Origin of the sequence: Tenacibaculum sp. E3R01, assembly GCF_003318185.1 — a bacterium.
GTDB classification, from domain to species: Bacteria; Bacteroidota; Bacteroidia; order Flavobacteriales; family Flavobacteriaceae; genus Polaribacter; species Polaribacter halocynthiae.
This window is the reverse complement of record NZ_QOCC01000019.1, coordinates 133,387-145,945: the sequence shown is the minus strand read 5'-3', so window position 1 is coordinate 145,945 and position 12,559 is coordinate 133,387. Positions and strand designations below refer to the sequence as shown.

Annotated in this window: 14 protein-coding genes; 5 read left to right on the top strand and 9 right to left on the bottom strand. The window is 29.1% G+C overall.

Translation table 11 applies throughout. The annotated features are described in order from the left end of the window. The first annotated feature begins 83 nt into the window (after positions 1–83). Entirely contained in the window at positions 84–551 is a 468-nt protein-coding gene (locus tag DS884_RS05795; protein ID WP_113786105.1) for a CBS domain-containing protein, read from the top strand. Here DS884_RS05795 and DS884_RS05790 read toward each other — a convergent pair whose 3' ends face one another. Continuing rightward, positions 552–1,247: a hypothetical protein gene (locus DS884_RS05790; RefSeq protein ID WP_113786104.1), complete on the bottom strand. Its 696-nt coding sequence runs from the start codon at positions 1,245–1,247 to the stop codon at positions 552–554. It lies immediately after the preceding gene. A 56-nt stretch (positions 1,248–1,303) separates the two neighbouring features. After that, entirely contained in the window at positions 1,304–1,654 is a 351-nt protein-coding gene (locus tag DS884_RS05785) for a hypothetical protein (RefSeq protein WP_093869791.1), read from the bottom strand. Positions 1,655–1,823: 169 nt separating this feature from the next. On the opposite strand from DS884_RS05785, the gene DS884_RS05780 reads away from it, so the two are divergent. Next, positions 1,824–2,159 carry a single-stranded DNA-binding protein gene (locus DS884_RS05780; RefSeq protein ID WP_093869796.1) on the top strand — a complete coding sequence of 112 codons (336 nt, stop codon included), beginning with the start codon at positions 1,824–1,826 and terminating at the stop codon, positions 2,157–2,159. 136 nt (positions 2,160–2,295) lie between these two features. Here DS884_RS05780 and DS884_RS05775 read toward each other — a convergent pair whose 3' ends face one another. The 7 genes from DS884_RS05775 to DS884_RS05745 all read right to left on the bottom strand — a co-directional run bounded on the left by DS884_RS05775 (position 2,296) and on the right by DS884_RS05745 (position 9,921). After that, entirely contained in the window at positions 2,296–3,243 is a 948-nt protein-coding gene (locus tag DS884_RS05775) for a phosphotransferase (protein ID WP_113786103.1), read from the bottom strand. A 1-nt stretch (position 3,244) separates the two neighbouring features. Next, positions 3,245–4,696, bottom strand: coding sequence for a threonine synthase (gene thrC / locus DS884_RS05770; protein ID WP_113786102.1), 1,452 nt, complete (start codon positions 4,694–4,696; stop codon positions 3,245–3,247). 1 nt (position 4,697) lies between these two features. Next, the gene (locus DS884_RS05765; protein ID WP_113786101.1) at positions 4,698–5,651 is read right to left on the bottom strand and encodes an NAD(P)-binding domain-containing protein; all 954 of its coding nucleotides are present in this window, start codon (positions 5,649–5,651) and stop codon (positions 4,698–4,700) included. Continuing rightward, entirely contained in the window at positions 5,635–6,600 is a 966-nt protein-coding gene (locus tag DS884_RS05760; RefSeq protein WP_158530819.1) for a pyridoxal-phosphate dependent enzyme, read from the bottom strand. Before DS884_RS05760 ends, DS884_RS05765 begins: the two co-directional genes overlap by 17 nt. A gap of 9 nt (positions 6,601–6,609) precedes the next feature. Beyond that, positions 6,610–8,091 (bottom strand): M20/M25/M40 family metallo-hydrolase, encoded by a 1,482-nt coding sequence (locus tag DS884_RS05755; RefSeq protein ID WP_113786100.1) that lies wholly within the window; start codon positions 8,089–8,091, stop codon positions 6,610–6,612. 192 nt (positions 8,092–8,283) lie between these two features. Beyond that, complete coding sequence (locus DS884_RS05750; protein ID WP_113786099.1) at positions 8,284–9,306, bottom strand: helix-turn-helix transcriptional regulator; 1,023 nt, start codon at positions 9,304–9,306, stop codon at positions 8,284–8,286. Then, complete coding sequence (locus tag DS884_RS05745) at positions 9,307–9,921, bottom strand: hypothetical protein (protein WP_113786098.1); 615 nt, start codon at positions 9,919–9,921, stop codon at positions 9,307–9,309. Positions 9,922–10,076: 155 nt separating this feature from the next. Here DS884_RS05745 and DS884_RS05740 point away from each other — a divergent pair, with 155 nt between their 5' ends. From DS884_RS05740 to DS884_RS05730, 3 genes are read left to right on the top strand one after another with little or no spacing between them, the layout of a single operon-like run. Further along, complete coding sequence (locus DS884_RS05740; RefSeq protein ID WP_410529726.1) at positions 10,077–11,474, top strand: RtcB family protein; 1,398 nt, start codon at positions 10,077–10,079, stop codon at positions 11,472–11,474. Continuing rightward, a complete protein-coding gene (locus DS884_RS05735) occupies positions 11,471–11,788 on the top strand; it encodes a hypothetical protein (RefSeq protein WP_113786096.1) in 318 nt (105 codons plus the stop codon). Before DS884_RS05740 ends, DS884_RS05735 begins: the two co-directional genes overlap by 4 nt. Beyond that, positions 11,772–12,209, top strand: a complete 438-nt coding sequence (locus tag DS884_RS05730) for a hypothetical protein (RefSeq protein ID WP_113786095.1) — start codon at positions 11,772–11,774, stop codon at positions 12,207–12,209. Before DS884_RS05735 ends, DS884_RS05730 begins: the two co-directional genes overlap by 17 nt. Positions 12,210–12,559 lie beyond the last annotated feature (350 nt).

Sequence of the window (12,559 nt, the reverse complement as noted above, 5' to 3'; positions counted from 1 at the left end):
TAAATTTAGTTAAATAATACCTTTTCTAGAAATAAACGTAAGTTATTAAAAATCAGTATATTTAGTAAATTTAAATAACTATTATGGGGATAATTAACTTTCAAGGGAAACGAACTAACGCTGAAAAAAAAGAAACTGAACCAATTTTGGTTTCTGATTATATGACAACTACAATTATTTCATTTAAAGAATCTGAGCCAATTGAGAACGTAATACAAACCTTAATTGAGAATAAAATATCTGGTGGTCCTGTTGTAAATGAAAACAATGAACTAATAGGAATTATTTCGGAGGGAGATTGTATGAAACAAATATCTGAAAGTAGGTATTATAATTTACCAATGGATAAAAATAATACTGTAGGTAAGGCAATGATTAAAGAAGTAGAAACAATTGATGGTAATATGAATGTTTTTGATGCAGTTAATAAATTTTTAGAGTCTAAACGTAGAAGGTTTCCTATTGTTGAAAATGGAAAATTGGTAGGACAAATAAGTCAGAAAGATATATTAAAAGCGGCGATGAAACTTAAAGGAAATACCTGGAAGTAACTAGGATGTTTTTGAAACTTTTTCTTTTGGTAAATCAGTAATAATTAATTTTTGTTTCTGATTACTGATAAGTGCTGCAATTTTTGAATAAGAATAACCAGGTATTGGTTTATCTAAATTTTTCCATTCAGCTATTCCAGCTACAGTTATTTCTTCGCCTAATTCAATGATAGCCTCTGTGTAACGTAATGTTTTATTAAAACCAAAGAGTCCAGTACTTTCAATATCATATTGTTTTAATATAGATTCAAACTTAGGAGAAGCGTCATTAAAGGTTCCAGAAGTTACTTTTTTGTCAACAACTAAATAGCTTTTATAGTTTTTTGGATTTTGTGTAGGGTTAATCATAATTAAATCGCTATCTTTTTCTATAAAAAATGATTGAATTTTTTCGTCATAAACTAAAGTTTCCCAACTAGAACCTTCATCATCTCCTTTGTCTTGCTCAATTTTTATAGTATAAAAAACACAATTTCTTTTGCTATATGGGGCAATAAGTGGTTCTTCTATAGCTTGGGCTTTACCAGTTGTTTTAGTTAATCGATTGGTCTGTATATTGCCAATTCTTGTAAAGGGTATTTTTTTTAGTGTTCTTATTATTATTTGTTTTTTACTGTAATAAATAAACAAGAAAACTATTATGGCAAATGAAAGAATTATTAAGATAATCATAGGTGAGCTTCCTAATAAAGGCATAAAGAATAATTTAAATTTATTAATAATAAGTTGAATTTGTAAAATACGGTTTTCAGTTATTCTTGTTTAACTAACAAAAACCATTCGTTTTCTAACTCTAAATAACCTTGATCATATACATAAAAATAAATACTTCCTTTTTTTGTAGTATATATAGAGGTGATAAATTTGAATTCAAAACCTTTATCAAATAATTTTCGTCTAGTTGTTTTTGTTTTTCCTGAAGTATTAAGTTCAGAAAGAATTTTATAGTTTTTTCGTAACCGGTTGTTGGTATTTCGAATTAGATTTTTACTTTCTTTATTTACTTTGTTGTTATATGCATTTCTACAATAATCAGAACAAAACTTTTTATCAATTCGTCCAATTACTTTTTCATTACACTCTAAACATTTTTTTGAACTCATTTTTAATTGTTTGAAAACAAATATATTAAAAATAATTAAATGATTACATTCATTTACAAACGAAAACAAATGTTTACTAACCTATTATGATTTGGTTTGTATTGCATCTTTGCAGAGTCAATTCAAATGAATGACAAAATCTTAACTGTTTAACGAAAAAAATAATAATATGAACGCACTAAAAAACAGAGTACAGTTAATTGGAAACTTAGGAAATGATCCAGAAATTATCACTTTAGAAAGTGGTAAAAAACTAGCTAAATTTTCAATAGCAACTAATGAAACGTACAAGAACTCTACAGGGGAAAAGGTAACTGACACACAATGGCACAATATTGTAGCTTGGAACAAAACAGCAGAAATCATTGAAAAATATTTAGAAAAAGGAAACGAAGTGGTTATTGAAGGGAAATTAACATCACGTTCTTTTGATGATAAAGAAGGTAATAAACGATATGTAACAGAGGTAGTTTGTAATGAATTATTAATGTTAGGAAACAAATAAGTGGGGAATTTGCTATTAAACCAAGTACAATAAAGGTACAAAATTGAAGTTTTTATAACTTCAAAACTGAAAAAGAAAAGAATAAAAGAGACTGTTTCAAAAGCTATGACAGTCTCTTTTTTGTGTTTTAGGCAAGTTATTTATTAAATACAGTTTTAAATTCATTAATAGAAATACTTAATATTGAATCAGCCAAGTTTTTCATTGAAACATAATGGTTTTTCATTGTTGGAGTAACATTTATATAATTGAAATTTTGATGCCTCCAAAAAGCAGTTGCAGTTGCTCCGTAAACTGTAAAAGCTTGTAGTGCTTCAATTTCTACTTCTTTTAACTTTATGTTTTGCTGGTATCCTTTAAGTAATTTTTTTGCTTTATGTAGGTTTATTGTTTCTTCTTGACAGCAAGTTCCAACAATCATCATTCCAATATCGAATACACGATAGTAGTAACAGGCTTCTTCAAAATCCATAATAGTACCAGTTTTTAGGTCATCACTAACAATAATATTACTATAAAAAATATCGCTATGTATCAGGGATTTTGGTAGTTCTGGATGCATGTGTTTTTTGATATAGGTTTTTACTTCTTTTAACCATTTATAAAAAGAAGATTCTGGTGCGTAAACCTGTACTTCATCAAAACGATCTATACTTCCATAGTTTAAAGTTTTTGGAACATAATTAGGCACTTTTATTTGATGTAGCTTAGCTAACTCTTCACTTAAATAAACTAGTAAATTATCAGGAAAATCCTGAATTATATCACCTTCAATAAATTCTTTTAGTATAATAGGTTTATTACTAAATGTTACAGTAAGTTTTCCTGTTTTTGTCTTTACTAATTTTGAAGTACTAAAATTATTACGTTCAAGATAGTTTAATAAAGAAGCTAATTCTTCCGCTTCTTGAGCTGACTTTTGTTCACAAACTGTTAATACAAAGGCATTATCAATTGTGTTTATTAAATAATTAGTATTCTCAGAACCACCACTTAATACTTTATAAGAAGTTACTTTATCAATATCATAATGAATTAAAATGGTTTGTATGCTTTCATCATTTAAAACTGTATACTGTGCCATATTACTTTCCTTTTGTTAAATCCCAATTTGTTTCCATTGCATGTATAAGAGCTTCTTCTAAATATTCATGATTGCACAAATGAACTTTTTCACAAAGGCGTTTTTCATTTTCTATACTTTGATGGGTAGCTGCTTTGGGTAGAACAGAAATGGATAGTGCCTTTTTTATTACCTCAGGAAATTTTGATGGATGTGCAGTAGCCAAACAAATCAATTTCTCATTACCTAAAACATTTTTTAAAACATCAGTAGCATTTAATGATACTGCCCCATGTGGATCTAATAAATAAGATTCAGCAGTGTAAATTTCATTAATTATATTTAGTGTTTCCTGGTCTGATGAACTGTTTGAAAGGAATCCTTTTTTATAGGTTTCAAAAATTTCTTTATCGAATGTTACATTTCCAGTAGTTTTAAACTCATCCATCCATTTTTTTATCCTTTCAGTATCTTTATCTATACAGAAATATAAATACCTCCAAAAATTAAACGGAATTAAAATATCTATTGCAGAAGAAGGTGTTTCAATGATTTCTTCTTTGGTAAATCTTCCTTCTGAAAATATACGATGTAAACAAGCATTTTTATTATTGGCAGCTACTAAATATTTTATAGGTAATCCCATTTTACGGGCTAGTCCACCAGCGCATAAATTACCAAATCCACCAGAAGGTACTGACATATTAACTTGTTCACCAACGGTATCAACAACTTGCAGATATCCATAAAAATAATGAACAGTTTGCATCATCACACGTCCCCAATTAATAGAGTTAACACTTGATAATTTTAGTTTTTCCTTAAATGGTTTATTAGCATATAGCTTACTTATTACTGCATCTAAATCATCACCACCATCAGGACAGTTTGATACACCAACAGGATGAACATTCGCTTGCTGTAAAGTGGTCATTTGACGTTCTTGTTCTTCAGTAATTAATCCTTTTGGGTATAACACCCAGGCATCTATATTTGATTTTCCCGCTGCAAAATATGCTGTGGCTGGACCGGTATCACCTGTGGTAGCTACAACAATAGTAAGGTGCTCTTTTTTTCGTTCTAAAAAAAAGTTAACCAAATTCACTAAAAAAGCCAACCCTACATCTTTAAATGAAATTGTTGGACCATGAAACAACTCCATAATATAGGTATCTTTTCTAGATTTTATTTTATATAATGGAATAATCTCTTTCTTTTCGAAAGGAGCATAGGCCGTTTGCAGTATGCCTTTTAATTCATTTTCGGAAATAATAGAGCGATCTATGAATAAAGAAAGGATTTCGAAAGCTAATTCTACATAACTTAAATCTTTCCATTCTTTTAATTGCTCTTCTGTAATTTCTGGCAATATTTCAGGAACATATAATCCTCCATCAACAGCAAAACCATCTAATATTGCTGTTTCAAAATCAACAGGTTTTCCACCTCCTTTATTACTAATAAATTGAAGCATTTTATTTATTTTTTAAGTAGCCGTTATACACCGCTTTAGTTATCATAATATCTTGTACAGCTACTCCAGTTAAATCAACAATTGTAATTTGATCTTCACTTGTTCGTTGTAATTTTAAATCTTGAACTGCAGTTCCTAATTCAATGACTGTATTTTCTGAAATTTTACCATCACTAACAGCTTTATAAATTTCTCCTCTACTTTTACTCTGTGGAATACTATCAGCAATAACAATGTCTGCCTTTTTTAGTAATTCACTTTCTAACTCTTGTTTATGTTCAGTATCTGAACCAACTGCAGTGATATGAGTACCTTTTTGAATATCTTCTGCTTTTAATAAAGCTATTTCAGAAGGTGTAGTAGTTACTATAAGGGTACAGTTTTTTGCGATTTCAGAAGGTGATTCTGCAATTTGAATATTAAAATCAGTACCAAGTTCTTGAACAAACTTTTTTACATTCTCTTTGTTTCTTCCCCAAACCCAAACAGAAGAACAAGGTGTATGTTTTTGAAGATATTGTAATTGTAATTTTGCTTGTATTCCAGTTCCAATAATTCCGATTGCTTTTATTTTTTTTGGAGCAAAATACCTTGCCGCTAAAGCACCTGCTGCTGCTGTACGAATATCAGTCAAATGCCCTTCATCTAATAAAATAGCTTTTGGAACTCCTGTTTTTTGATCGAATAATAACATTAATCCTTGACTAGAAGCAATTCCTAATTTTACATTATCATAAAATCCAGATGCAACTTTAATTACATAATAGTCATCATTTTTAATATATCCGTATTTGATATGTGCATCTCCTTTAGGTTTTTCAAATAATAATTCTCCAACAGGAGGAACTACTGTATTTCCATTACTATATTGAATGAATCCTTCTTCCATAGCAGCTATTATATCTATGTTTTTTAGTATGGATTTTATTTCTTCTAAATTAATAACAGTCGCCATAATTTTTGTTTATTTCAGTTAATAATTGTTTGTTTATTTTTTTTCCTGTTAAAACTACTACCACATTTTTATTGCGATATTTATCTCCATTTAATAATGCTGCAACTGGTAATGCAGCAGTAGGTTCTACTGTTGTTTCATGAAATTTATATAAAAAGGCTACTGCTTTTTTTATATCTTCTTCTTTAATTGTTTCAACATGAGAAAGGTGTTTTTTACAAATAATAAATGTTAAGGAGTTCTCTTCTATTCCTCCTGCAGCAGCATCAGCAATCGTACTATATTTACTTGGAGAAACAATTTTATTTATTTTTATAGATTGTTCCATTTCTGAAGCATTTATTGGTTGACTACCTACAATAGTTACATTTTTGTTTTCTGAAAAATAAGAACAAATTCCAGAAATAAGTCCACCACCACCAATAGGAACTATAACCGTATCTACTTCAGGAAATTGTTCTGCTATTTCAATAGCAATTGTTCCTTGCCCTTTTATAATTTCTGGATCATTATATGGGTGAATCAAAACTCCATCAATTTCTTTAGCATATTCTCTTGCTTTCCGCTCAGTTTCCATACTAGAATTTCCGTACAAAACGGTTTCAAAAGCATATTTAGAAATTCCTGTTAATTTTTCTTCTCTAATGTTTTTTGGTAAAAATAACTTCCCTTTAAATCCAAATTTATCTGAAGCATATCCAAATGCTGCTGCGTGATTTCCTGTTGAAGCTGCTACAAAGGTTTTGTTAAAGTCCTTTTTGTTAATACTCTTTAATTTCGTTAGCACACCTCGTATTTTAAATGAATCTGTTATCTGTAAATGTTCCATTTTTAAATACACATTCGCGCCAGAAATAGCACTCAATTTTGGAGAGTGTACTAAAGGTGTTTTTAAAATATCATCTTTAATATTTTTATAAGCGATCTCAATATCTTTTTTATGTACCACTTTGATGAATTATTTAGTTGGGAAATTTTGATCTATATTTTCAATGGCCTTTTGAATTAGTTTCACAACATTTTTATAAAACGTAGGATTTATATTTTCAAAATCATCTGTTGGTTTATGATAACTAGGATGATCTTCTTCACTAAAAGTGATGTTTGGAATTCCTTTTTTATGAAATGGACCATTATCTGATGAGAACATCCAATAATCTTTCGTTTTATCATTAGGATTATCATGTCCGTAAGACACTTTTAAAGAACTTGTTTTTGCTACTTTTTCAACCAAAGATTTAAATTGTTGATATGGATAAGTACCTACAACATAAATTTCGTTTTTTGGATTACGACTAATCATATCAAAATTAAAATTCAATTGAATATCTTCTAAAGGTATTGGTGGATTTTCAACAAAAAACTTAGAGCCATGTAATCCTAATTCTTCAGCATCAAAAGCTGCAAAAATGATAGAATGTTCTGGCTGATGACTTTTGAAGTGTTTTGCCAAAACTAATAATGCAGCAGTACCCGATGCATTATCATCAGCTCCATTATAAATAGTATCGTTAACAATACCTAAATGATCATAATGAGCACCAATAACAATATATTTGTTTGGATATTTTTTTCCTTTTATGTACCCAATGATGTTTGTCCCTTCTCGTTTCTTAGTCGTTTTTTTATTAATGAAGGTGAAAGGAGAATTATAGGTGTTGTTAAATTTCTTTAACCCAACATTTTCAAAGTAAGTAGTAATTAAATCTTGAGCTAGTTGATTGTTTCCTGTCCCTCTACCTTTAAATTCATTAGAAGAGAGTTTTTCTTGTAAACTCAGTAATTCTGATTTCGTATCTGTTGTAATATTATAATTAATAATTTCTTCTGAAGTCATCCAGTGAATACCATCAGCAGGAGCAGCTTTAAGAGTGTACCAATAGAAATCAGTAGGGATTTCCATTTCTTTATAGTAGTTTAAATACTTTTTATGTTCTTCATGCTCTTTAGGAAAATCTAAAGCAACTTTATCTCCACCTGACCAAGAATGAACTCCTAGCTTAGCTGTTGGATGTACTTGTCTTTTAGTTCCAGCTAAAAACATATCTGTTCCTCCAGAAGCTACCATTCCATTTTTTGGAAGATAGGTATTTATATTACGTTTTCTAATTTCTTGAGATGCTACCAAGTTAACTTCATCATCAATAGATCCACCAACATTAACCATAGTAATTGTTGTTACTTGCGGATTGTTATCTAATACTTTTTTTATATCAGTAAGTGTATTACTATATATAATTCCTTTCATGTAAAGAGTGTCTTTACTTGTTTGGTTTTCCTTAAAATAGAATTCGGCAACTTGTTCACCTTCCATTTTCATAAGCATTTTTTGTCCAAATGCAGAAACGTATAATACTTGAGGGAAAAGGAAAACTAGAATTACAGTTAAAACACCAATTGTTAATAGTCCAATGAGACTTTTTTTAATAATTTTTTTCATTTTATATGTTTTTAAAATTGGTGTAAAAAAAACTCCGTACACCAATTAGTTACTACTAATTAAGGTATACGGAGTTTCCGTAAGAAATAAAACCTATTTTCCCAATGTCTTCCTTATGATAGAAAATAAGTTTGTAACAAGAGTTACATGAATTCCTCTATTACAAATATATAAAAATTATAATAAGTTTTTTTAGTCACCTTCATTGTTTTCAGAATTAGAGTATCTGTTAATAGTGTTTTTTAGTTTATGAAGTATTTGGTTTCTTAGTTTTTCAGGTTTTAGTATTTCTATAGAATCTCCATATCCTAATAACAAACGTTCGAGTTCAAAATTAGTTTTCACAAATATGTTAAATATTACACCATCTTCTACACGTTTTATTAAACGTTGTGATTTATGAAGTGGCTTAGTAATTACGTATGGAGCATGTCTTTTTTCAATCCAAAATTGAATACGTTGTGGTCTTGAATTAGTAACGGTTGCTCCAACTACATCTTTATAAAAAATATCGCCATCAATTTGTAAATCGTTTAACTCTATATTTTCTTCAATAGCAATGTTAGAAATTCTATCTAATGCTAATGTTATATAATTATTTTTATGGGTAGCTAATAAAAACCATCTATTATTATATTCTTTTAATAACTGAGGATGTAGAACCATGTCACTAGCTTGTCGTGCTTTAAAGGATTGGTAAGTTATCTTTATTACATTTTTGTTTTTTATAGCATCGTATATAGGATCTATAAACTCTAAACCTTTTAACTGCTCATTTTTGTCTAAATGAATAATGGCTCTGTTACTTTTATTGGAAGAATAGACTGAATCTTCCAGTCGTTGTAAAACACCATCCATTTCTTTAAACAAAGAGAAGTCTTTAAACTGACGTAACATTTCTATGGCTTCATTCATAACCTTTACATCAGCATCAGTAACAGGAATGTTTTTTATGCTATAATCATCTTTAGAATATCTATAATACTTCCGTTGATATACTTCAATAGGAGCATTATATCCTAACTTATCACTGCGCATATGCTGAATGTCTAACTGAATAGTACGCTTACTTACGTATACATCTTTTCCTTCATATTCATACAATGCATCAGAACAGGCTTCAATTAAATTATCTAAAGTCCAAGTTCGCATGGTATTTCGTAAGCATTGATCAATAGTTTTATAGCGGATTAATGCATTTTTATTTGAAGCCATTTATAAAGCATTTAGTTCATTCGTAAGATTAAGTTTTGCTTGATTTTCGTATAAGCGTCTAAATTCATTAGTAGCATAAATAAAAGGTTTATTAATAAAATGTTGTAAAACTTTTTTACGACCTTTTTTATAAAGAAGATTAGGAACAAGTTTATATTCGTTTCTAATTAATTTAGAATAGTTAGAATAAACTTCAGAAGATGTACCTAAAATAGCTAAATCAAAATCTATCATCCATTTTGCATCATTATCTAAAGCATCATGTGTTTTTGTGGCAATTATTTGTTGCTGAATACTCTTTCTGAAATCAGATGATAAATTAATCTTTGATAGTTGGTCTAAAGCAGTAAGAGCACTTTTTTCTTCATTATCTTTTTTCCAAATGTTATAGATTATATCATGATAAAAAATAGAAAAAGAAACTATATCAGCATTCTTTAATTCAACTTTATAGGTGTCAAAATAAGTAAATAGTTCTTCTAAATGAGAAAAATTATGATAAACTCTATGTTTTTCAGTGTAGTTGTTTTCAAGAGTATTCCATAGAGAATCTATTAAGTCTTTATTAGAAGTATAAGCTGAAACAAGGTTTTTAAAACGATTTTTTAAGTCCAAGGCTAATTTTTTTATAAAAATAACAAATAATTTTATCTACGCAAAAAGATTGCGTAATGGTATGTAATATTTGTGCCGGAATCATAAGAAAGTAAATAACTTTCAATAGTAATTGCTCCACAAAACAAGGAGTTTGTGGAGCTTAAAAAATTAAAATGATGGAAAATAAAACTAAAATTACAGGAAAAGAATTAATTGAAATGGGATTCAAATCAGGAAAATGGTTTCCAGAAGCGATGGAATATATAAACTCAAATGAGTTGTCAGAAAAAGAAACATTAGAATACTTAGAGCAATTTCGTTCAGGACCTGAAATTCCATTGTTAGAAAATCCAGCGAGTTTTAATATTAATATTAAGGCTGAAAATGAGTTAGAAGAAGAGAATGTACATAAAGTAATCACTTCGATGGAAGTATTAATGAAAACTCCAACGATTGTTGATGGATCAATAATGCCAGATGCTTGTCCTACTGGACCAGCAGGAACGATCCCTGTAGGTGGAGTAGTAGTAGCTAATAATGCCATTCATCCAGGAATGCATAGTGCTGATATTTGTTGTTCTGTTATGTTAACTGACTTTGGAAAAGCTGATCCGAAAGAAGTGTTAGATGCTGCACATAGTAGCACACATTTTGGACCAGGAGGTAGAGATAGAAATACGCAGTTCCGTTTTCCGATGGATTTATTAGCTGAAATAGAAGCAAACCCTTTTTTGAATACTCAAAAATGTATTTCTGCTGCAAGAAGCCATTTAGGAACACAAGGAGATGGAAATCACTTTCTATTTATTGGTACTTCTAAAAAAACAGGAAATACAATGATGGTAACACATCATGGAAGTAGAGGTTTTGGAGCGAATTTGTATGCAAGAGGGATGCAAGTTGCAGAACAATTTAGAAAAGAATTGTCTCCACAAACATTAAAACAAAATGCATGGATTCCGTTTGATACTGAAGAAGGAGAAAACTACTGGGAAGCATTACAAATTATAAGAAAGTGGACAAAGTTAAATCATGAAGTTTTACATGATGCAACTTTAGAAAAATTAGGAATTGAAAAAGAAAACAGGTATTGGAATGAACATAATTTTGTATTTAAAGAAGGCGATTTGTTTTACCATGCAAAGGGAGCAACTCCGTTAGATGCTAAGTTTATGCCAGATATTACAGGGCCACGTTTAATTCCATTAAACATGAGTGAACCAGTATTGATTGTGGAAGGAAAAACGACTAAAAGTAATTTAGGATTTGCACCGCATGGAGCTGGACGAAATGTTAGTAGAACACAGCATAGAAAGAGTAAAATAGGAACTTATGAAGAAATTTTTAAAGAAGAAACCAAAGGTATAGATGCTCGTTTTTTTTCTAATGAAATTGATATTACGGAATTACCTTCTGCTTATAAAAATGCAGAGAGTGTGCGTAACCAAATGGAAGAATTTGGTTTAGGTGAAGTTATTGATGAGGTGGTGCCTTATGGGGGTATTATGGCAGGAGACTGGCAAAAAAATGCACCTTGGAAGAATAAAAGAAGACAAAATAATAAGAGATGAGCTTTAAAGTACAAGTAGAAAAGCAATTAAATATTAAGACTTGGAATATTATACTCATCGATTCTTTAAACGAATGGTGGGAAGATGAACACTGGAAGATGCAATGGAAACATTCACAAGGGCTTGAAATTTATATTCAGTTTTTGATTGATCCAATGGATGCTTCAAAGATATGGGAAGTTATAGCAAAAAAAGAATTAAACAATAATGAGATTATTAGTTCACTAAGCATGAGTAAAAGAAAATTTGATATAAAACTTAAAGAGTTTATTTATCAAATAGAAGAATTTAGAAAAAATGGAAAAAAAACTTAAAAACATAGCAAGTGGATTATTAAACTCTTTTATAAGTAGAAATAACGATGTAAATGGATATTGGGGAATCGGTAAATTATATAGTTTAATGATACAAAATAACTGTTTTGAAATAAAAATTGATTTATTAGCAAAAACAATGATACCAGAAAATGCTAAGTTTACTCCTTTAATTACTCGTTTTAATAAAAAATTTAAAAATAAAATAGCTAAAATAGATTTATGTGTAAATGAAATTTCGAGTGTATATATTCTTCTACATAAAAAAGAAAAAATCGATAGTGATAATTATAAATTAACCCCTTTACTGTGTAGTATTAAAGTTAATTATAAAAAAAACATCGAATATCATCTAGAAGTAATGTGTAGAAAACATAATCCAAAGTTAGAAAGTAAATCTTGTAGAAATTATTCAATCTAATAAACAAATATGCAAATTAAAAAAGGAACACTGTATTAAGTTTTAATTAATAACTTAATACAAAATGAAATCGTACACAAACAAGAAGTATTACAATTTCAAAAGATATCATAAGAGAAAAAAACGTACAAAATCAGCTAAAATTTATTGGAAAAGTAATAGTTGGGAGTACAGAAGGTTCTTGAGACAACAATTCAGAACAAAATGTAAAACTGTTTTAAGAAAACAAGTTGAAGGCTATGAAATAGAATTTCCACTGTATAGAAAAACACTTTGGTGGGAATATTAAGATCTTATTTATAGTAAAATGGGGAAGCAGAGTTTGAGACTTTGCTTCTTCAATTTTTAAT